The sequence below is a fragment of the Pseudomonas sp. Rh2 genome (assembly GCF_040762985.1).
Lineage (GTDB): Bacteria > Pseudomonadota > Gammaproteobacteria > Pseudomonadales > Pseudomonadaceae > Aquipseudomonas > Aquipseudomonas taiwanensis.
In genome coordinates this window covers 4,911,224-4,934,326 of the sequence record NZ_CP142890.1, presented here as the reverse complement: position 1 = coordinate 4,934,326, position 23,103 = coordinate 4,911,224, and the positions used below count along the sequence as shown (strand labels likewise).

At 64.4% G+C, this 23,103-nt stretch carries 8 protein-coding genes and 1 pseudogene; 4 read left to right on the top strand and 5 right to left on the bottom strand.

What is annotated here, in order from left to right:
• Positions 1-58 precede the first annotated feature (58 nt).
• The 5 genes and pseudogenes from VXM67_RS22515 to norR all read right to left on the bottom strand — a co-directional run bounded on the left by VXM67_RS22515 (position 59) and on the right by norR (position 17,353).
• Entirely contained in the window at positions 59-1,243 is a 1,185-nt protein-coding gene (locus VXM67_RS22515; RefSeq protein ID WP_023382266.1) for an HlyD family type I secretion periplasmic adaptor subunit, read from the bottom strand.
• Complete coding sequence (locus VXM67_RS22510; protein ID WP_023382265.1) at positions 1,240-3,396, bottom strand: type I secretion system permease/ATPase; 2,157 nt, start codon at positions 3,394-3,396, stop codon at positions 1,240-1,242. Before VXM67_RS22510 ends, VXM67_RS22515 begins: the two co-directional genes overlap by 4 nt.
• Positions 3,393-4,826: a TolC family outer membrane protein gene (locus VXM67_RS22505; RefSeq protein ID WP_023382264.1), complete on the bottom strand. Its 1,434-nt coding sequence runs from the start codon at positions 4,824-4,826 to the stop codon at positions 3,393-3,395. Before VXM67_RS22505 ends, VXM67_RS22510 begins: the two co-directional genes overlap by 4 nt.
• A 62-nt stretch (positions 4,827-4,888) precedes the next feature.
• Positions 4,889-15,628 (bottom strand): annotated as a pseudogene (locus VXM67_RS22500) (BapA/Bap/LapF family large adhesin); the annotation flags it as partial.
• Positions 15,629-15,802: 174 nt separating this feature from the next.
• Complete coding sequence (gene norR, locus VXM67_RS22495) at positions 15,803-17,353, bottom strand: nitric oxide reductase transcriptional regulator NorR (RefSeq protein WP_023382263.1); 1,551 nt, start codon at positions 17,351-17,353, stop codon at positions 15,803-15,805.
• Positions 17,354-17,507: 154 nt separating this feature from the next.
• On the opposite strand from norR, the gene hmpA reads away from it, so the two are divergent.
• From hmpA to cyoB, 4 genes are all read left to right on the top strand, one after another.
• Positions 17,508-18,686: an NO-inducible flavohemoprotein gene (gene hmpA / locus VXM67_RS22490; protein WP_023382262.1), complete on the top strand. Its 1,179-nt coding sequence runs from the start codon at positions 17,508-17,510 to the stop codon at positions 18,684-18,686.
• Positions 18,687-19,067: 381 nt separating this feature from the next.
• Positions 19,068-19,574 carry a disulfide bond formation protein B gene (locus VXM67_RS22485; RefSeq protein ID WP_023382261.1) on the top strand — a complete coding sequence of 169 codons (507 nt, stop codon included), beginning with the start codon at positions 19,068-19,070 and terminating at the stop codon, positions 19,572-19,574.
• A gap of 560 nt (positions 19,575-20,134) precedes the next feature.
• Complete coding sequence (gene cyoA, locus VXM67_RS22480) at positions 20,135-21,079, top strand: ubiquinol oxidase subunit II (RefSeq protein ID WP_023382260.1); 945 nt, start codon at positions 20,135-20,137, stop codon at positions 21,077-21,079.
• A 3-nt stretch (positions 21,080-21,082) separates the two neighbouring features.
• Positions 21,083-23,101: a cytochrome o ubiquinol oxidase subunit I gene (gene cyoB, locus VXM67_RS22475; RefSeq protein WP_023382259.1), complete on the top strand. Its 2,019-nt coding sequence runs from the start codon at positions 21,083-21,085 to the stop codon at positions 23,099-23,101.
• Positions 23,102-23,103: the final 2 nt, after the last annotated feature.

Below are 23,103 nucleotides of genomic sequence, written 5' to 3'. Positions count from 1 at the left end.
TCGAGCGCGGACCGCGCGACGCTCGATCTCACTCCTTCCAAAAAAACATCGACAGACCTTAACGCTCCCGCAACGCCTCACGCGCCCTGTTCAGTGGCTTGATCAGGTAATCGAGGATGGTCTTCTCGCCCGTACGGATATCCACCGTGGCGATCATCCCCGGTACGATCGCGAAGCGCTTGCCGGCCTTGTTCTGCAGGCTGTCCTGTTCGGTGCGGATGAACACTCGGTAGTAGTAGATCTCCGGTTTCACTTCATCCTGCAAGGTGTCGGGCGAAATCCCCACCACCTTGCCGTCCAGGCCGCCGTACACCGAGTAATCGTAGGCACTGATCTTGACCTTGGCGGCCTGCTCGGGGTGGATGAATGCGATGTCCCTGGGGGCGATGCGGGTTTCGATCAGCAGCCGCTCGTCCATCGGCACGATCTTCATCACTTGGCCGCCCGGCTGTACCACGCCCCCCAAGGTGTTGACCTCGATGTCCTTGACGATGCCCCGCACTGGGGAACGCAAGGTCAGGCGCGTCAGCGAGTCGCTGCGCCCACGGATCACCTCGGCCAGGCTGTCGGCCTCGGCGCTGGCCTTGGCCAGCTCCTCACGGGCGCGTACCAGGTAGTCGGAGCGTGCTTCGTTGGCCTTGAGTTCCAGTTCCGAGCGTTGACGGTTCAGGCGGATCACTTCGACCCGGCTCGAAGCGCCCATCTTCGCCAGGTTCTCGGTGATCTGCAGTTCGCTGCGTACCAGCCGCAAAGAGTCCTCGATGCCGGCCAGGGTCTGCTCCAGGCCCTGGCGGCGGGTTTGGTACAGCGCGGTCTCGGCGTCGATCAGGTCGGGGGACGCTCGCAGGCTGTCGGGAAAGGCTAGCGGCTTGCCGGTCACCTCGGCTCGCAAGCGGGCGACGCTGGCGGTGGCCGCGCGGTACTTGGCCTCGCTTTCGCCCACGCTGGAGGCGGTCTTGGTCGGGTCCAACTGGGCAAGCACCTGGCCGCGCTCGACCAGGTCGCCCTCGGCCACATTCATGGTGGTGACGATGCCCCCTTCGAAGGACTGGATCACCTGCTCCCGTGAGCTGGGAATCACCTTGCCAGTGCCGGTGGACACTTCCACCACCTCGAACCACGCCGCCCACCCCAGAAAGCCCGCCAGCATCAGCGCGCACAGGGTGATCAGGCGACCGGCGCGCAGCACGGCGCGGTCGTCCTCGCCATCCAGGTAGGACGAGGGAAGTTCATGGCTGCTCATGCCTGGCCTCCTTTGAGCTTGGCCAGGGCGGCGTCGCGTTTGTCGTCGATGACGATGCGACCGCCGTCGAGCACGATGATCCGATCGACCCGCTGCAGCACGTTCAGGCGGTGGGTGGCGATCACCAGGGTACGGCCCTGGCAGAAGCGGTCGAGGCTATCGAGCAGGTGGCGTTCGCTGATGTCGTCCAGCGAGGCGGTGGGTTCGTCGAGCAGCAGCACCTGTGGCTGGCGTACCAGCAGACGAGACAGCACCAGGGCCTGGCGCTGGCCACCGGACAGCCCTTGGCCGCCCTCAAGGATCAAATGGTCCATGCCCTTGGGCAGTCGGCGGACGAAGTCCAGCGCGCCGGTGGCGGACAGCGCGGCCACCAGTTCCTGGTCACTGGCTTGTCCCGCGCCCAGGGTGAGGTTTTCCCGCAGGGTGCCATGAAATAGCCGCGAGTACTGGGGCAGCAAGCCTACGTCGCGGCGCAGGTCGGCTGGGTCCAGGTGGGCCAGAGCAATACCGTCGAGGTTGAGCTCGCCTTGCATCAGGTCCATGGCGCCGCCCAAGGCCTGGAGCAAGGTGGATTTCCCTGAACCGTTGCGCCCCAGCAGGGCGATGCGTTCGCCGGGCTGGATGTCCAGCTGGCCGATGGTCAGCGCCGGTGCCGCCTCGGGGCTGTAGCGGAAGATCGCCTGGCGCACCCGGTATTCCCCACGCAGGGCCGGCAGGTGGACGCGCGCCTCGCCTTCGGCATGGTCCACCGGCGACTGCATGAGATTGTCCAGGCCCTTGAGGGCCACCTTGGCCTGCTGCCAGCGGGTCAATACATGGGTCAACTGGGCCAGTGGCGCCATCATGCGCGATGACAGCATCGAAGCCGCCACCAGGCTACCAGTGGTAAGGTCGCCCGCGATCACCATGGGGGCGCCGATGACGATGACCACGGCGAACACTGCACCCTGGACATTCTGGGTCCAGGTCACCAGGCCGTTGGTCAAGGTGCGCAGGCGCAGGTTGCTGTGGGCACAAGCGGTGTTGTACTGATTCCACTGGCGTTCGAAGCGCGCCTCTGCCTGCAGGGCCTTGATCTCGTCCAGGCCCTGGATGCTTTCCACCAGCATGGCGTTGCGCAGCGCCGACTCGCGCATCGAGGCATTGGCCAATGCGGCCAGGCGCCGCTGCGCCAGCAGGCCAGGCAGCAGCATGGCCAGCAGCGCGACGAGGGGAATCAGCACCAGGACCCCGCCGATCAGCCAGAACACCAACAGGAACAGCAGGAAGAAGGGCAGGTCGGCCAGCACCGAGGCGGTGCTGGAGGTGATCAGGTCGCGAATCTGCTCAAGCTCGCGCAACTGCGAGATGAACGAGCCGGTGGACTTGGGCCGCGCCGAGTTGCGCAGGCGCAGGGCATGGCCATAAACCAGGTCGCTGACCCGCAGGTCGGCGCGCTTGCCCAGCAGGTCGGTCACCTTGAGCCTGAGCAAGCGCATGCTCAGGTCGAACACCAGCGCCAGCACCACCCCCGCGAACAGCACGTACAGCGTCGGCAATGACTCGGCAGGGATCACCCGGTCGTACACCTGCATGGAAAACAATACGCCAGCCAAGGCCAGCACGTTGGCTACCAATGAGGCGACCATGACCTGGCCATAGGGGCGCAGGTCGCGCAGCACGATGCGGGCGAACCAGTGGCGGTCGTAAGGCGCGGTGTAGTCGTCGGTGCGAACGTCGCGCAGGGGGCGAGCGGGGCGGAGCAATGCGACACGGGATATCCGCCCGTCCAGCGTGCCCTGCGATACCCGCGAGGCCAGGCCCTGGTCGCCGGCGAAGACCACCGCCAGTTCGTCGTCCTGGGTCACCGACTCGACCACGGCCAGCTGGCCGTCGTCCAGCTCCAGCACCAAGGGCGTGCGCCATTGCCGTAGGCCTTTGCCATCGAAATGGGTGAAGCGCAGGGTAAGCCCCGCCTGGCGGGCCATGTGACGTAGGATTTCGTCCAGCGGCCGGGCATCTTCCACAGCGGCCAGGTGTATGCGCTGGGGTGAGACATCAAGACGGTAGTGGTGCGCCACCTGCAGCATGGCTTCGAGCCACGGCCCCAGGTCCGGATGCCCGGTCTGGACGGTGGCCTGCGCGGGCTGGGCAAGGTTGATGGTTTCATTCATGGCTCGATCTGCACCCCTTGCAGGTTGCGCCCTTCCAGCCCGAAGGCTGTGCGCAGGGCGCCACTGTTGTACAGGCAATCAACATCCAGGCGCAGCAGGTCGGCGCGTGTGCCAGCGAGGTCGAAGCGTGACTGGTAGATCTCCTGCTCGGCATTGAGCAGGTCGAGCAAGGGCCGTGTACCCAGGTCCAGGTACTGGCGACCGTACAGCTCGCGGGCTTCCTGAATGCTGGTCTGGCGTGCTTCGAGCGAGCTGAGTCGCCGCCCCAATCCAGAGGTCTGCGCCTTGGCTTCGGCCAGCCCGCGACGGGCCTGCAGGCGGGCAGCATCTTCCGCCGAATCGGCCGCAGTCAGGGCATGGCCGGCAGCTCGGGTGCGGGCGCTGATGGCCCCGCCCTGGTAGATCGGCACCTCAAGGTTCAGGTAGATCCCGGCCTGCGTGCGGTCGAGGCGGGAGTTGTCGCGGTCGTACTCGTTGTCCAGGTAATGGTTGACCTGCGGTTGCAGCGACAGGGTCGGATAGGCCTCGGCCTTGGCTTGCGCCAGCTCGGCCTGGGACTGCGCGCGCAGGGCTAGCGCCATGAGCACGGCGGGCAGGCGGTCGTCGCCCTGCTCTGGCCGTTTGCAGGCCTGGTTCAGTTCGGCCGGAGGCGCTTCGGCAAGCGCCGGCGGGGACATGCGCCCGAGCAGCGCGGCAAGTGTCGAGCGCCAGCGTTGGTATTGCGACTGGTACTCCTCCAAGGTCGCGCGTGCTCCTTCTTCCCGGGACTCGGCCTGGACCACGTCGGACCGGGTGCTCGCGCCCATGTCGCTGCGTTGGCGTGCCAGGCCGACAATGGCGCCGATGCCACGGATCTGATCGCGGGCAATGGCCATCAACTGCTCGTAGCGACGGGTTTCGATCCAGGCGTAGGCGGTGTCGCGGGCCAGTTCGTCCACCACCAGCAAGATATTGGCTTGTGCCCGTGCTGCCGCGGCTTTTGCCGCGTTCACTGCACTGTCGACCTTGCCGAAGTCGTAGAGCATCTGTTTCAGCGACAGGTTCAGCGCCTGGCTGCCCCGGTCGTTGCCATACCCGGTGTCATACCCTGCGCGTATACCCCCGGTGACCTGCGGGTAGTAACCGGCGCGGGCCACGTTGATGCCTTCGCCTTGCTTGTACAGGTTACCGACGGCCTCGGCGATGCTCGGGTGCCACTGCGCCGCGAGCAGCACGGCTTCGGCCATGCCCAGGCGGTCGCCGTCGGCTTCGGCCTGCCCGGAAGGCGGGCGAGCAGGTATGGCTTCGGGGGCGTCGCGCAGACGCGACGGCCCGATGCTGCGCAGCTGCGGGTCGATATCGTCGGCCGACCAGGCTGCTGGAGTGATACACAGGGCCAGGAGCCCAAAGGCGCCTGTTAACAGCGGTGACAGCGTACTGCTTCGCTTCACATCATTCCCTTACTGCTGGTCATCCTTGGCGCCGGGCGGTAACCCGGCGGTTTGCTGCAGGCTCAGACGACGTGGATGCCGCTTTGCACCCACAGGTGGTGGCTGGGATCCTCCTGGGCCGTATATTGGTTATAGTCGATGCCATCGGCGGTCTGGGTACCAGCAAGCGTCCAGGTGTCCGTCAGGTGCACCGTGTCCTTGTCATCACCCTTGATCACCAAGGTGTCTTTGCCGGTCTCCGTGACGGCCACGACGTCCGCCAGGTTGAGGGTGAGGGTGACGGCGCTGGTGTCATTGAGGTCGATGACCTCGATGTCGTGTACGCGCTCGGCCAGGTTGCCCAGGTCGATGCTGGCATCGCCCCCGGCCCACAGCAGGGTGTCGGTGCCGGCCCCACCCTCTACGCTGGTGAAGTCCTGGTCGACGATCACCAGGGTGTCGTCGCCGGCTCCCCCCTGCAGGCTGATGGCCCCGCCCTGACTGCCATCGAGGTGGTCGTTGCCGTCGGTACCGGCGATCACGTCGCTGGATGCGGCTGCAACGCTGGCCAGCGCAACGCCATCGTCGCTGGTGTCGGCCAGCAGCGCGCTCGTGGCACTGAAACTGGCGGCGCTGTCCAGGTTGATGGTCAAGGTGGCGGTATCGGTGGTGCCGTTGGGGTGGGTCAATTCATAGGTGAAGGTGTCGTGCTGGCCAATGATGGCCGAGGTCAAGCCCGCCTTGAGGGTGTAGGTGTAACTGCCGTCGGCCTGCACCAGCAAGGTGCCATAGGTGCCTGTCACGCTGACGCCGTTGTAGCCCGGGATCGCATAGGTGTTGGCGGCCACCAGGACGCTGAGCACGGTCAGGGACGAGCCGAGGTTATCGGCTCCACCCCCTGCGGTGTCGGTAAGCAGGTTACCGGTGACCGGGGTATAGCCGCTGACCACGAACTCGGTGAGATGGGTCGTCGTAGTGTTGAGCGTGGTGGTGAGGGAGCTGGCCAGGCCGATGCCGCTGGCGGTCACGCGTATCTGGTAAGAGCCTGCGGTCTGGTCCTGGAAGGTGTAGGCGGAGCCGCCCCCCAGCAGGCTGACCAGCGAACTGCCGTTCACCGACTGAACCACTGCGTAAAGGCCCGTTGCTGGGTTGAGCTTGAGTAGGTCGATGGTCGTGCCGTTGAGCAGCCCCAGCAGGTTGGTCGAGTTGAGCACGACCTGAAGGTCGGCCGTGGTATCGGTGGCTACGGTGGTGCTGTAGGTTGCCTGCCGTGTGCCGATCACCGGCAGGCTCAGCGGTGTGAAGGTGGTGGAACTGGTGGATTCGCGATTCACCAGACTGATGCCGGTGCTGTCGATGTCATTGACCGCATCCACAACCGTGGCGGGAGCGCCGTAGTTGGTGTTGCTCCAAATCTCGGTGGCCTGCGGGCTGTCGATGCGCACGTAGAGCGTGGCGCCATCCACCAGGCCATTGGCGTGAACCAGCTGGTAGCTGAAGATATCGACCTTGCCGACGCTGGATGGGCTGCCGTTTGGGGTGTAGGTGTAGCTGCCATCGGCACGGATCACCAGGGTGCCGTACAGGCCCTGCACCTCGGTGGCGCTGCCAGCCGCGACATAGCTGCCGTTCTTCAGCACTTGCAGGACTGCACCGCTGTCCGGCCCGAGCAGGTCGGTGGCGCCATCGGTGCCCGGGTCACTGATGACGTTGCCGGAGGTAGGCGTTCCGGTTCCGGTGAACTGGGTCTGGCTGGTGGTTTCGATGTCCAGTTGTGTGGTAACCGTGGTCAGCAGGCCGATGCCGCCACTGCTCACCGTCAGCCGGTATTCACCGGCCAGCAAGTCGCCGATGTCGACCCGAATACCCTGACCCAGCGGCAGCAGGATCAGGTCGAGCAAACCTTGGGTGTTGCCGGTGGCTAGCGTCACCCAGGCGCCACTGGCGTTTTTCACTTGCAAGGTGAAGGTGGCGTTGTCCAGCAAGGCGAGGGCGCTACTGGTGTTGAGGGTCAGGGTAGGATCCACCGTGGTGCCGGCAGCGACCGTCCAGGTATAGGTCTTGGAGAAGCCCGCCAGCAGGGTCGAGAAACTGTCCTGATAGGTTTGCGTGGACACCACCGGTGCCAGGTTGACGGTGGCGGTCGCCAGGTTGTCACTGGCCACCACCGGGGCGTTGGCGTCCACGTCCGGTGCCGTGATGTTGGTATTGCCCGAGACGTTGTTGCGCGGGTCGGTTAGCGTCACCGACAGCACCTGGCCGTTGTCCTGTGCAGGGCTCAGGGTGACGGTGAAGCTGCCATTGGGCTGCACGGTGGCGGTCTGCAGCACGGTGCCGCTGGCGTTGCGCACCGTGACCGTGGCGCCGGGTTCGCCATTACCGGTCAGCACGCTGCCGTGGGCGCTGATGACCAGGTTGCTGGCCGCCGCTGGCGGTGTGAGGTCCGGTGCGGTCAGCGCGGTACCCTGGGAGGTGTTGCCCGCCGCGTCAGTGAGGGTGACGGTCAACGCCTGGTTGTCCACCTGTGCTGCGGCCAGGCTGACCACGAACAGGCCGTTGGTGCCGACGGTCGCGGTGCCGAGAATCGTCCCGGCGCTGTTGCGCACGGTAACTGTGGTACCGGCCTGTCCAGTGCCTGAAACCACCGTACCGTTGCTGTTGATGCTGGCGACCGGGGCAGTGGGCGGCGTGGTGTCGGGCGCGTTGATGCTGGCGCTGCTGGAGGTGTTGCCTGCCGCGTCGGCCTGGCGCACGGTCAGTTGCTGTCCGTCGTTCTGCGCCGTGGTGAGGGTGATACTGAACTGGCCGTTGCTGCCGACCGTGGCATTGCCCAGTGCGACACCGCCGGGGCCTTGCACGGTGACAGTCGCCCCGGGTTCGCCGGTACCGGTAAGCACGGTGCCGCCGGCATTGATCGCCAGGTTGCTCACAGGCGCTGGTGCCTGTGAATCAGGTGCTGTGAAGCTGGTGCTGCCGGATGGATTCAGCGCCGCGTCGGTTTGAGTCACCCCCAGCACCTGGCCGTTGAGCTGTGGGCTCGACAAGGTGATGGAGAAGGCCCCTCCGGCATTCACCTGGCCGGTACCGATGATGGCCCCTCCTGCATCGCGGACCGTCACGGTTGCGCCTGCTTCACCCGTACCGCTGAGCACCAGGCCATTGGTTGAAAGTGCGGTGACGATGGGGTTGGCCGGGGCCGTGCTGTCCTCCGCTTGCACGATGGCGGGTATCGAGCTTCCCCCCAATGCGGACACAGCGGTGACCGACAGCGTTTCGCCATTGAGCTGGGCGCTGTCCAACGTCAGGGTGAAGGTGCCACCAGCGCCTGTCAGGCCAGTGCCTATGAGTGTCCCTGACGCGTCACGCACCTCGATGGTGGTGCCGATCTCGGCGTTGCCGCTCAAGATCAGGCCATCTGCGGCCAGATCCACGTTGGTGGGGGCGGCAGGTGCCGGCACCAGCGGCGTATCGTAGCTGGCTTCGCCCGATGTGTTCTGGGCTGCGTCACGCTGGGTGATTCGCAGTTCCTCGTCCGGGCCTGGCGCCGGTTGCAAGGTGACTTGGAAAGTACCGTTGGCGGCCACCACTGCGCTGCCGAGAGGGTTGCCGTTCAGCGTGACGGTCACGGTTGCGCCGGGCTCACCGCGTCCGCTGAGCACATCGTAACCGGGGCTGATGCTCAAGTTGGTGACAAGGTCTGGCGCCGTGGTGTCGGCAGCTTGGTAGGAGGCAGTCGGCGAGGTGTTGCCGGCGTCATCGGTGGCCACCACCGACAGCAGTTGGCCGTTGGTCTGAGCGGGTGAAAGCGTGACGGTGAACACGCCATTGACGGGAACTTCGATTTCACCCAGCACCGTGTTGTCCGGCCCGCGCACAGTGATGGTGCTGCCCGGTTCGGCGCTGCCGCTGAGCTGCAAGCCATTGGCGGTCAGGCTCAGGCCGGTCGGTTGTGCGGGCGGTGTCAGGTCCGGTGCGGTGACCTGGAATGGCGACGACGGGTTGCCGGTGGCGTCCTGGGCGATGATGGTCAGCACCTGGCCGTCGATCTGAGGGGTGCTCAGATCCAGCACGAAGGTGCCGTCGGCATCGATCACTCCTTGGCCGACGACATCGCCCTGGTCGTTGACCACGGTGATGTTGGCGCCGGCTTCACCTGTGCCGGTCAGCTGGGTGCCGCTGCCGTTGAGTGTCGCCAGGACACTGGCGGGCGGGGTGACATCGGCCACGGTGAGGGTGCCGATCGGCGAAACGTTGCCGCTGGTATCTTCCAGGGTGACCTGCAATTGCTGGCCATTGAGCTGTGCGGGCGTCAGGTCGACCACGAAGGTGCCGTCGGCGTCCACCGTGGCCTCGCCGATCAGGGTGTTGCCTTGATACACCCGCACTGTGGTGCCAGCTTCGCCATTGCCGCTGAGCTGGTCACCCGCAGCGTTCAGGCGTAGTGCGTCAGGCGTCGCGGGTGGTGTCAGGTCGGGGGCGGTGACGACCACTGGGACGCTGATGTTGCCGGGCGGGTCGGCCTGCTGCACCGACAGCGCCTGTTGGTTGATCTGCGCCGGTGTCAGTGCGACCTGGAAGCTGCCATCGGCAAGTACGACGGTGGTGCCGAGCACCTCCCCGGCGGCATTGGTCACGGTGACAGTTGCACCTGCTTCGCCACGGCCGCTGACCAGGCTGCCATCGGCATTGATGACCACCTGGGTAAGGGCGTCAGGTGGAGTGAAGTCCGGCGTTTGCAGCGAGGTTGCAGGCGAGGCGTTACCGGCGGCGTCGCTCTGGCTGACGCTGAGCAGCTCGGCATTGCCCAGCGGCGGGTTGAGGGTGATGGTGAAGGCGCCGCTGGCATCGACCACGGCGCTGCCGATCTCGTTGCCGTTGGCATCTTTCACCGACACCCGTGCACCCGCTTCACCACGGCCGGTGAGGGTGGCGCCGTCGCTGGCGATGGCGAGTTCGCTTGGCGCCGCGGGGGGCGTTGTGTCCGCCGCGGTAAGGGACGTGGCATCGGATTGGTTGCCGGCGGCATCGGTGAGTATCACCTGCACGGTCTGGCCATTGGCCTGGGCGGGTGTCAGGTTGACCTGGAAGGTGCCGTCGCCACGAACCACCGCAGTGCCCAGCACACTGCCGTCGGCAGCCAGCACCTTGACGCTGGTGCCGGCCTCGCCAGTACCGTTGAGCAGGGTGCCGCCGCCGGCGAAGGCCAGTTGTTGCGGCGCGGCGGGGGCGACCAGGTCGGGGGCGGTGAGGCTGACGCTGTTGGACTCGTTGCCCGCCGCATCGGTCTGGCTGGCACTGAGGTGCTGGCCGTTGAGCTGCGCAGGGCTGAGGTTAATGCTGAACTGGCCCGAGGCATCGACCACACCCTGGCCGAGCTCGACCCCACCGTCGCCCAGTACTTTGACGGTGGCGCCAGGCTCGCCACGCCCGCTCAGCACCAGCCCGTTGCTGGAAATGGCCAGGTTGGTCAGCGGTTGCGGCGCGGTGGTGTCGGGTGCCACCAGGGTGGCAGGCAAGGATGTGTTGCCATCGCTACCCACGGCAACCACTTGCAGCACTTCGCCGTTGGCCTGAGCACTGCTGAGGCCGACGGTGAAAGTGCCGTCGACAGCCACCAGGCCGGAGCCCAGCAGCACGCCATGGGGACCATAGACGTTCACGGCGCTACCGGGCGTGCCGGTGCCGGTTACCGTCAGGCCATTGGCCGATAGCACCAGGTCATCGGGAATGTCCGGGGCAAGATTGCCCGGAGCGGTGACGGTCTGTGCGGGCGAGGCGTTCTGTGCGGCATCGGTCTGCACCACGCCAAGGTCCTGGCCAGCGACAGCGGCGGGCGACAGCGTCACGCTGAACCGACCATCGACACCCACAGTGGTCGTACCCAGAATCGACCCATCTGGTGCGCGAACGGTCACCGAGGCATTGGCCTCGCCGATCCCCGTCAGGGTGCTGCCATCGGCAGACACCGCCAGTTGCGACACTGGCGCTGGCGGGGTGGTGTCCGCGGCGGTATAGGGAGTGGTGGGCGACACATTGCCTGCGGCATCGGTTGCACTCACCTGCAATGTCTGGCCATTGGTCTGTGGGCTGTCGAGGGTGACCTGGAAGGTTCCGTTGCTGTTGGCGATGGCCGTGCCTAGGACATTGCCTGAGGCATCGCGTACCGTGACCGTACTGCCTGCCTCGGCAATGCCGCTCAACTGCAGCCCGCTGGCGGCCAGCGACAGACCGCTGGGGGCGGCGGGTGAGGTGTGGTCGGGCGCGATCACCGTAACGACGGCGGAGGTGTTGTTGCCTGCGTCGGTCTGGGTCACGCTCAGATGCTGGGCATTGAGCTGCGCGCTATCGAGCGTCAGGGTAAAGCTGCCATTTGCGGCCACCAGGCCGGTACCGATGACGGTGCCATCCGGACCGCGAACGGTGACCGTGGCGCCCGCTTCCCCAAGACCGGTCAGGGTCAGTCCGTTGTTGTTCAAGATTACATTGGTCAGTGCGGCAGGCGGCGTGAGGTCCGGGGTGTTGACGCTCACTGCCGGGGAGGTATTGCCGGCGCTGTCTGCCTGGGTCACGCCAAGGGTGCTGCCATCGGCCTGAGGTGTGCTGAAGGCCACCGTGAAGCGTCCATCGGCGCCTACGGTAGCGGTGCCTAGCACGGTACCCGCGGCATTGCGCACCTGGACAATGGCTCCGATCTCGCCACTGCCCGTCAGGTGCCGACCGTCGGCACTGAGTGCGACGTCGGCGACGGCATTCGGTGGCGTGCGGTCCGGCGTTGCCAGGCTGGCGGGGGCGGACACGTTGCCGGCGGCATCGGTAAGGGTGACCTGCAGGGCACTGCCGGTGGTCTGCGCACTGGGCAGGGTGACCTGGAACACGCCGCTCTGGTTGACCGTGCCGGTGGCGAGGACAGTGCCATTGGCGTCGCGCACGGTGACAGTCGCGCCGGCTTCGCCCTGGCCGCTGACCACGGTGGCGGCGCTGTTGAGGCTGAGTTGGTTGGCGGCCAGTGGTGCTTGCAGGTCGGGCGCCTGGAGCGTCGCGGGCAGTGAAGTGTTGCCGCCGGTATCCGTCTGGGTGATGGTCAGCTGTTGGGCATTGGTCTGCGCAGGCACCAAGGTGACGCTGAACAGACCGTTGCTCGCAACGACTGCGCTGCCTACTTGCGTGCCTTGAGCATCGAACACTTTGACGGTGGCACCGACCTCGCCACGACCCGTGAGAACGGTCCCGGCCGGGTTCAGGTCGACCTGGGTCGGCGCATCCGGTGCGGTGCTGTCGGCCGCCACGATCACGGCGGGTACCGACGCCGTGCCGCCCACCGTCGCCTGGGCGTAGGCCTGCAGGGTTTGTCCGTTGAGTTGGGCGGCGTTGAGGAACACATGGAAGGTGCCATCGCTGCCGACGGTGGCGGTGCCCAGTACATTGCCGTTGGAGGTCACCGTGATCAGGGTGCCGACGGTGCCTTGGCCGGTGAGGACGAAGCCATCGGCGCTGAGCGCCAGGTTGGTGGGGCTGGCGACTTCACTGCCGTCGGGTCCGTTCAAGAGGCTGCTCGCTTCCTGTCCGGCGCCGTCGCGCACCACCAGGTCGACCACTTCACCGTTGGTGAGCGGGCGATCGAGCACGACCTGGAAGGTACCGTCAGGGCCCACGGTCGCGCTGCCCAAGGGCGTACTGCCGTCCCGGACAATGACAACGGTGCCTGGCTCGGCATTGCCGGCAACGAGGGTGCCATCCGGGCTCAGGGAGACGTTGGTCGCTGCGCTGGGGGGCGTGGTGTCCGGGGCGGTCACCGCTGCCGGGGCGGCGCTGTTGCCTGCGGCATCGGCCACGATGACGGTGAGGGTTTCGCCGTTCTGCTGTGCAGTCGACAGGGGCACGCTGAAGCTGCCGTCGGACTGGACTGTCCCGCTGGCAAGGAGGTTGCCGTTGGGGTCCAGTACCGTGATCGAGGTCGCACCTGGGGCGTTACCCGTGAGCGCCGTGCCGTTCAGGACAACTGCGAGGTCGCTGGGGGCGGCCGGTGGCGTGAGGTCGGGGGCGGTGACCGGTGTGGCCATGGAGGTGTTACCACTGCCGTCGGTCAAGGTCACGTTGAGTGACTGCCCGTCGAGCTGTGCCGGTGAAAGCGCAACCGTGAAGGCGCCGCCTGGCGGAACCACCACGCTGCCCAGCAACACGTTTTGAGCGTTGCGCACCTCCACCGTCGCACCTACCTCGCCAGTGCCCTGCAGGTATGTGCCGCCCGGGCCGACCAGCAGCCCTGTCGGTGACGTTGGCGCACTGCTGTCGTCGGCGGTGTAGCTGGCTGACGGAGAGCTGTGGTTCGCGGTGTCGATCAGCACCACCGACACCGTTTCACCATTGGTTTGTGGCGGGCTGAGGGTGACGGTGAAGCTGCCGTTGGCATTGACCTGGTCGCTACCCAGTATTTGGCCGTTGGCATTGCGCACCACCACCGTGGTGCCAGGCTCGCCTTGCCCGGTGAGCAAGGTACCACTGGCATCCAGTGCCAGGTTTTGGGCAGGCGTGGGCGCTTCAAGGTCGTTGGCTACGAACGGGGTGTCTGTCGAGCCGTTGCCGGCGGCATCGGCCTGACTCACTGACAACGTCTGGCCATTGAGCTGCGGCGGGTCGAGGATGACTTGGAAGCTGCCGTCGGCCTGTACCACTGCCGTGCCCAAGACCCCGCCAGACCCATCTTTGACCGTGACCTGCGCGCCAGGCTCGCCCGTGCCGGACAGGGTGCTGCCATCGCCGGACAAAGACAGGTCTGCCGGTGGGGTGGGGTCCTGGTTGTCAGGGGCGGTGAGGTCGGTCGAGGTCGACACATTGCCGGTAGGGTCACGCTGCTCGACGGAGAGCGCCTGGCCGTTGGTCTGCGGTGTGTTGAGGGTGACCGTGAAGCTGCCATTGCTGGCGACCTGGCCGGTGCCGAGCACGCTGCCATCGGGGGCGCGAACGGTCACGGTGGCCCCAGGTTCCCCGCTGCCTGTGACGGTTGTACCGGTGCTGTCGATGCTGGGGGTGGTGATCGGCAATGGAGGTGAGGTGTCCGGTGCGGTGAAGTTGACGGCACCGGCACTGTTGCCGAGGCTGTCGGTGGCGTCCACGGTCAGGCTTTCACCGTTGCGCTGCGGTGTCGAGAGGGTGACCTCGAAGCGCCCGTCGGTGCCGACCGTGGTAGTGCCTAGCACGGTGCCATTGGCCGCGCGCACGGTGATGATCGAGCCGGGTTGCCCTTGCCCGGTGAGGTGGGTGCCGGCGACATCGAGTGCCAGCCCGGAGGGTTGTGCCGGGCCGTCCAGGTCCGGAGCGGTGAGCGGGGTGGTCGTCGTGTTGCCTGTGGCATCGCGCAGCGTCACGTCCAGTATCTGGCCGTCGGTCTGCGCAGGGGTCAAAGTCACCGTGAACTGGCCATTAGGCCCAACCACGGCAGAACCGAGCAGCACGCCCTGGGCATTGCGAACCTGTACCGTGGTGCCGATTTCGCCGCGCCCGGTGAGGGTAACCCCATCGGCGCTCAGTGCCAGGTTGGTGGCAGGACTGGGTGGGGTGGTGTCCGGTGCGGTGATCGGGCTGGGCGACGATGTGTTGCCGGCGTTGTCGATGAGCACGACGTTCAGTGCTTCACCGTTGGCCTGGGCTGGAGAGAGAGGAATGGTGAAATTGCCGTCATTGCCCACCACACCACTGCCGATCAAGGTGCCGTCGGCATTGCGCACCTCGACCCTGGTTCCCGCTTCACCGCGACCGCTCAGTTGTTGGCCACCCGCTGCGATCACCAGGTTGACCGGGGCGTCGGGCGGGGTGGTGTCCGGGGGCGTGCCGACGTCGTCCGGCGCGGTGATGCTTGCCGCGGGCGAGGTATTGCCAGCAGCGTCCTGGGCGGTGACAGTCAGGGCCTGGCCGTCGGTTTGAGGGGGTTGCAGGGTGATGCTGAACTGACCGTCGGCACCTGCCACGACGCTGCCCAGCAGCGTGCCGCCAGGGCCGCGTACCTGAACCGTGGCGCCCGGCTCGGCACGGCCGCTGAGGGTGGTGCCTTGTTCGTCGATCGCCAGGTTGGTCGGCGCCAGCGGAGCGGTCGCGTCCGGCGCGACGACGGTGCCTGCCGGGGAGGCGTTGCCTGCGGCGTCGGTCAGGATGACTTGAAGGTTTTCGCTGTTGATCTGCGGCGGGTCGAGGCTGATTTCGAAGCGTCCATCGGCCCCCACTGTGCCGCTGCCGATCAGATTACCGGCCGCATCGCGGACGTTGACCGTTGTGCCGGCTTCGCCCCGGCCGGTCAGGCGCAGGCCATCCGGGGAAACCAGCAGGTCGATGGGGGTAGCCGGAGGCGTTGTGTCGGACGGTGCCGATCCGCCGCCACCGCCGCCACTGCTCCCGTTGTCGACTGCCGCGGCTGCGCCTCCGACGCCCAGCAGACTCAGGCCCGCGATCGCCCAGGTTGGCGTCGCACTGCCGGCGACGCCGATACCCGCCACCACCTGGTCGAGCGAACTCACCTCTTCGAACGTGAAGCCTGTGAACGCTTCGGCATCGTAGTTGGCGTACCACAGGGTGCCATCTTCGCCGACGAAGACCATGTCGCTGGCAACGCCCGCCTGGTCGACGGCGAAGAAATTACCGATCGTTATTTTTTCGCCGGACTTGAGCGTAACGATCAGGTCCTGCCCGCGCTGGGTGACGGTGGCCACCTGGTTGGGCGAAATCGGCATTTGCACGACCGCGGGGCTTTTCAGGCTGATATTGCCCCAGGCATTCTGGGTAGCGACTGAAGTTTGCTTATCGGCAACGACAATACTGTCCATGAGTGCTCCCTGCAGTTGTACGGCGACATGGTCGACGTCCATTGGCCCAGGGCCGAGCGGGCGCGGCATGCCTTCAACAGTACTGGCCACTCAAAGGCCGAGGTACCGATTCCTTATGCAGTTAAGCAGCCAACTGGCAATCGGCTAGATAGCTTTACCGACTAATGCTTTGGTGCACGGGCCTCAGCGAAGCCCTAGCCGGCGCGCCAGTCGGTTGAGGTTGGCGCGGTCCAGGCCCAGTTCACGGGAAGCGGCAGCCCAGTTGTGGTCATGACGTTGGAGGCAGGCTTCAATCACCTGGCGTTGATAGGCGTCCACCGCGTCACGCAGGCCGCCTTCAGGTAAGGGCGCTTCCTGCTGTGGCAGGGCGGATTGAGCCTCATTGGAAGACGCGACCGCGCGCAGGTCCAGGTCGCGGGCTTCCAGGGTCAGAATCCGTGGTCTGTCGGCGTGTTGGCCCAGTGCCTTGAGCGCCGAGCGGCCGATCAGGTGTTCCAGTTCGCGGACATTGCCAGGCCAGTCGTAACCCAGCAGTGCGGCCTGCGCGTCGCTGGACAGGCGCAAACTATTGAGGCCAAGGCGTGAGCGGTTCTGTTCGAGGAAGTAGCCGGCCAGCAACAGCACGTCGCGGCCTCGCTGGCGCAGCGGTGGCACCTGCAGGGGGTAGACGCTCAAGCGGTGATAGAAGTCGGCGCGGAAGTTGCCGTTGCGCACTTCCGCGGCCAGGTCGCGGTTGGTCGCGGCGATCAGGCGCACATCGACCTGATGTTCACGGTCCGACCCCAAGCGTTGCAACTGACCGCTTTGCAGCACCCGAAGTAGCTTGGCCTGCACGGTCAATGGCAGCTCGCCGACTTCATCGAGGAACAGCGTGCCGCCGTTGGCCAGTTCGAACTTGCCGCGTCGTTCGCCATGGGCACCAGTAAAGGCGCCGCGCACATGGCCAAACAGCTCGCTTTCCACCAGGGTGTCTGGCAGGGCTGCGCAGTTGAGGCTGATCATTGGCTGGTCGGCGCGTTTGCTGGCCTGGTGCAGGGCCTGGGCCACCAACTCCTTGCCCACCCCGGTCTCACCGGTGATCAGCACGGTCAGGTCGCTGCCGCCGACCAGGCGGATCTCCTCCACCAAGCGTTTGTGTGCCTTGCTCTGGCCTATCAGTTCCTGATGCTGGCCGCTGGCCTGACGGTAGATTTCGGCACGGTGGTGTTCGTCCTCGGCGCGCAGAGCCAGGTGTTCGATGCGCTCGGCCACGGTCACGGTAGCCGCTGCCAGGCTGGCGAAGGCCTGCAGGGCTTCCAGTTCAAGACTTTGGAACTGGCCGGGGGTCAGCGCGTCGAGGGTGACCAGGCCCCAGGGACGTTCATCGACCATCAGCGGGCAGCCCATGCAGTCATGGACTTCAAGGTTGGCGTCCGGGGCATGCACCAGGCCGTCATAAGGGTCGGGCAACGCGGAGTCGCTGGCGAAGCGCGTAGGCTCGGGGCGGCTCAACAGGATCTGGAAGCGTGGATGCTCACTGACCTTGAAACGCCGGCCGAGGGTATCTGGCGACAGTCCGTCCACTGCCAGTGGCACCAGCCATTCTCCATCCAGGCGGAGCAGGGCGGCGGCGTCACACGGCAGCAGGCCGCGCATGGCCTGTAACAGGCGGCGGTAACGCTCCTGGTCGGGCAGGTCGCGGGACAGGTCGCTGACCAGCGGGAGGAGGGCGGTGAGCAGAGGCTTTGCAGTCATATTGACTCCTATTGGTCGTAATGACTATACGCTGGGGTGGGTCGTTTTGACATGATCGGTGTCAAGGCATTGATTTCATGGGCCTTTCGAGTTGGCACGAATGCTGAAATAGCCAGTGCAACCATTCGAAGCCACAGGCTTAGGAGTCGTCGCAATGCTCAATGCCGAACAACGTGCAATTATCAAGGCCACTGTCCCGCTGCTCGAAAGCGGTGGTGAAGCGCTGACCACTCATTTCTACAAGATGATGCTCAGCGAATACCCCGAAGTGCGTCCCCTGTTCAACCAGGCTCACCAGGCCAGCGGTGACCAGCCTCGCGCGCTGGCCAACGGTGTGCTGATGTATGCCCGCCATATCGACCAGCTTGAACAGCTGGGCGGCCTGGTTGGCCAGATCATCAACAAGCACGTCGCCCTGCAGATTCTCCCGGAGCATTACCCGATCGTCGGCAGCTGCCTGCTGCGGGCCATCGAGGAAGTGTTGGGCAAGGAAATCGCCACCCCCGAAGTGATCGCGGCCTGGGGCGCTGCCTACGGCCAGCTGGCCGATATCCTGATCGGCGCGGAAGAGCACTTGTACAAACAGAAGGAAGAGGCCGCCGGTGGATGGCGTGGCGCCCGTGAGTTCCGCCTGGTCCGCCGCGCGCAAGAGAGCAGCGAAATCGTTTCGTTCTACTTTGCTCCGCTGGATGGCAAGCCGGTGCTCAAGGCCGAGCCGGGCCAATACATTGGCCTGCAGCTGTTCATCGACGGGGTCGAGCAGCGCCGCAACTATTCGCTGTCGGCGCTGTGCGACGGCAAGGAGTACCGGATCAGCGTCAAGCGCGAGGCCGGTGGCAAGGTATCCAACTACCTTCACGACCAGCTTGTCGTCGGCGATACCCTGCAGCTGTTCCCACCATCGGGCGACTTCACGCTGACCGCCAGCGACAAGCCCTTGGTATTGATCAGTGGAGGTGTGGGTATCACCCCGACCCTGGCGATGCTGGAGGCGGCGCTTGAGACCAAGCGTCCAGTGCATTTCATTCACTGTGCGCGCAATGGCGCTGTGCATGCCTTCCGCGACTGGATCAGCGCGTTGGCCGAACGTCACCCTCAGTTGCAGCACTTCTATTGCTATGCCGAAGCGGATGGCAGCAACGACGCCCATGCGGTTGGCCTGCTGAGCGAGGATCTGCTGGCCGAATGGATGCCGGTCGAGCGTGACGTGGATGCCTACTTCCTCGGGCCCAAGGGCTTCATGGCGGCGGTCAAAGGCTACCTGAAGGGGCTGGGCGTTCCGGAGCAGCAGAGCCGCTACGAGTTCTTCGGGCCGGCGGCCGCGCTGCAGTGATGTGCTGACCCTGCAGGCCTGATCACAGAGGTACCACGGTGACCCGGTGGGAGCGGCCTCGCGACGCAGAGTCGCTCCCTCAGGTGGTTGCCTATATAGAAGGAATGATGAATCAGCATTGACCATCTTTCACCTTTAATCCTCCTTTAATCACTGTATCCTTCACTCCCGGGTGTCGAGGGGCTTGTCCCTGCGCGGCACCTGGGTAGCTTTTTTGCTGGCCGACGTTGAACCGACGCCGCAGCAACAGGTCTCAGCCATCTCTGGATAGTGCAGCGCTGCCATGCCTCGTCCTCGACATGCTCAAAGGTCAAACCGGCGTGTAGACTTGCGCAAGGCAGGCGAATCACACGCTGCCACTCTCCATCGAAGGAATCGGCAATGAACGAACAAACATCGCGCCTTAATCGGGAACGGCGCTTTCTGGTGCTGCTGGGGGTGATCTGCCTCTCCCTGATTGGCGGCGCGCTCTACATGCAAGTGGTGCTCGGTGAGGCGCCTTGCCCGTTGTGCATCCTGCAGCGCTACGCATTGCTGTTGATTGCCGTGTTCGCGTTCATCGCCGCAGCCATGCCGGGACGTCGCAGCCTGACCTTCTTCGAGGCATTGGTGGTGCTCAGCGCGATTGGCGGAATCGTTGCGGCGGGCAACCATGTGTATATACTCGCCAACCCGATGGTCAGTTGCGGCATCGATACCCTGCAGCCGATCGTCGATGACCTGCCGTTGGCCAAGCTGTGGCCGCTGGCGTTTCAGGTCGACGGCTTCTGTAGCACGCCGTACCCGCCGATCCTCGGTTTGTCGCTGGCGCAATGGGCGCTGGTTGCATTCGTCCTTACCACCGTTCTGGTACCGCTGGGGATCTACCGCAACCGACGTGGGGCTTAGACAAAAGTCCCGATTTCCACGTGGTCTTTTACGCCGCGTGAGAAGAGCGAAAAGTCACCTCCCGCTTGATCCAGGTCAATCTCAAAGCCTTGCAGAATGCGGCTTCCAGGGCTATCAAGCGGGGTGCGACAAACTGTCGCGAAGTTGATTTTTTCAGGGTCATTGTTGCGGATTCTGTAAAAGACTGTTGCTCAATAAGTCATAGTCAAGGGTAAGCGACCTATCTACAATCGCCCCCAATTTCCGTTCGGCACTGCTTGCGAGTCGCAGGATTGAAGGAAGCCGCAGCGCTCCTTTTTGCTGACTTCGTCAAGTTTCGCCCAACGGCGATACCGGGCGGACCCCCCTCCGCGTTTTCCCGCACCAAACGGACTTGGTCTGAAGTACAGGCCTGTTGCCTACGAAACCATAAGCACCGCTAACCCGCTTGACGCCAAGGTTCCTGCAGTCGGACCCCGGGCAGGAGCGAGTACGGGCGCGAAATGCCGCACTTGGCAGGACGAAGTGTTGGCTACCAAAACACAAATTGCATTGAAGCAAGCTGATCTAGAGGTCGTGAGATGAGTAAAAAGCGTTACCCCAGACTGTTTGGCATATTGCCCTTTTTAGGCATGCTTTTACTCAGTGGGTGCAACTGGACCCTGCTCGACCCGAAAGGTCAGGTCGGCATTGAGCAAAAGAACCTCATCCTTATCGCTACCGGCCTGATGCTGCTGGTGGTGATTCCGGTCATCATCATGACCGTGGTTTTCGCCTGGAAGTACCGCGCTTCCAACAAGGCCGCCACCTACACCCCTGACTGGTCGCACTCGACCAAGATCGAGGCCGCGGTGTGGATCATCCCGATCCTGATCATCATCGCCCTGGGCTGGTTCACCTACCACTCCACCCACAAGCTGGACCCGTACCGTCCACTGGATTCCGATGTGAAGCCGGTGCAGATCGACGTGGTCGCGCTGGACTGGAAATGGCTGTTCATCTACCCGGAGCAAGGTATCGCCACGGTCAACAAGATCGTCTTCCCGGCTAACACCCCGGTCAACTTCCGCGTCACCTCCGACGCCGTGATGAACTCGTTCTTCATCCCGGGCCTGGGCGGCCAGATCTACGCCATGGCCGGCATGACCACCAAGCTGCACCTGATCGCCAACGAAAACGGCGAGTTCGACGGTATCAGCGCCAACTACAGCGGCGCTGGCTTCACCGGCATGAAATTCAAGGCCACTGCAACCTCCCAGGAAGACTTCGACAAGTGGGTCGCCGAGGTCAAGCAGTCGCCGAAGAAGCTGGACAAGGCCGAATACGAAGCCTTGGCCAAACCAAGCGAAAACAACCCAGTCGCGCTGTACAGCGAGGCCTCGCCTGACCAGTTCCAGATCATCGTCGACAAGTACGAAGGCATGAACCGCGGTCGTCCGAGCCACGAAGAAGCAGGCAGCAAAGATCTGGCCACTACCAAGGGTGTGGAATCGAGTATGCAACCAGCTGCCGGTGCAGAGGAGTAAGAGATGTTCGGTAAATTAAGCCTGGAGGCGATACCCTATCACGAGCCGATAGTCATGGTGACACTCGCCATTATCGCGCTCGGTGGTATCGCTTTGGTCGGTGCTATCACCTACTTCCGCAAGTGGACCTACTTGTGGACTGAGTGGCTGACCACGGTCGACCACAAGAAAATCGGGGTGATGTACATCATCGTCGCGATGGTCATGCTGCTGCGCGGCTTCGCCGACGCCATCATGATGCGTACCCAGCTGGCCGCCGCCACCGGTGGCTCCGAAGGCTACCTGCCGCCTGAACACTATGACCAGATCTTCACCGCTCACGGTGTGATCATGATCATCTTCATGGCGATGCCGTTCTTCACCGGCCTGATGAACCTTGCCGTTCCTCTGCAAATCGGTGCACGTGACGTTGCCTTCCCGTTCCTGAACTCCCTGAGCTTCTACCTGCTGCTGGCAGGCGTGCTGTTGGTCAACATTTCGCTGGGCGTTGGTGAATTCGCCAAGACCGGCTGGGTTGCCTATCCGCCGCTCGCGGGCATTCAGTACAGCCCTGGGGTGGGTGTCGACTACTACATCTGGGCGCTACAGCTCTCAGGCTTGGGTACGACACTGACAGGCGTGAACTTCCTCGTCACCGTGATGAAGATGCGCGCCCCTGGCATGAAGCTGATGGACATGCCGATCTTCACCTGGACCTGCACCTGGGCCAACGTGCTGATCGTGGCTTCGTTCCCGATCCTGACCGCTGCACTCGCGCTGCTGACTGTTGACCGTTATCTGGACTTCCACATCTTCACCAACGAGCTTGGTGGGAACCCGATGATGTACGTCAACCTGTTCTGGGCGTGGGGTCACCCTGAGGTTTACATCCTGATCCTGCCGGCCTTCGGTGTGTTCTCGGAAGTGACCTCGACCTTCGCTGGCAAGCGTCTGTTCGGCCACCACTCGATGATCTACGCATCGGGCGCAATCGCCGTTCTGGGCTTCGCTGTATGGCTGCACCACTTCTTCACCATGGGTGCAGGCGCCAGCGTCAACACCTTCTTCGGTCTGGCGACGATGCTGATCTCCATTCCGACCGGTGTGAAACTGTTCAACTGGCTGTTCACCATCTACCAGGGCCGTCTGCGCTTCACCGCGCCGATCATGTGGACCCTGGGCTTCATGATCACCTTCTCCATCGGTGGCATGACTGGCGTTCTGCTGGCTGTTCCGGGTGCTGACTTCGTGCTGCACAACAGCCTGTTCGTAATCGCTCACTTCCACAACGTGATCATCGGTGGTGCGGTATTCGGCTATATCGCCGGCTTCGCCTACTGGTTCCCGAAAGCCTTCGGTTTCACCCTGAACGAGAAGTGGGGCAAAGCTGCCTTCTGGTTCTGGATCTCGGGCTTCTACGTAGCGTTCATGCCTCTGTATGCCTTGGGCTTCATGGGTATGACCCGTCGTCTGAACCACTCCGACAACCCACTGTGGGAACCCTACCTGTACGTTGCCGTCGTCGGCGCCGTGCTGATCCTGTTCGGTATCGCTTGCCAGCTGATCCAACTCTACGTTTCGGTCCGCGACCGCAACCAGAACCTGGACGTGACCGGCGACCCGTGGGGCGGTCGTACCCTGGAATGGTCGACTTCGTCGCCACCTCCGTTCTACAACTTCGCCCACATGCCTGAGAAGGTTGGCCTGGATGCCTGGCACGAAGCCAAGGAAGCCGGTGTCGCCTACAAGGCTCCGGCCAAGTACGAAGCGATCCACATGCCGAGCAACACCTCTACCGGTTTGTTCATGGGCCTGTTCCTGACCGTCTTCGGCTTCGCCTTCATCTGGCACATCTGGTGGCTGGTTGGCGCGAGCCTGGTTGCAACCATCGCTGTCTTCGTTCGCCACGCTGCGCGTGACGACCAGGGCTACATGGTTCCGGCCGAAGAAGTGGCGCGCATCGAAGGCGAGCGCATGAAAGCGCTGGCCAAAGCAGGTGCTCTGCCTGCCGGCGCACGTGTCGAATCGTTTGAGCGGGTGTAATC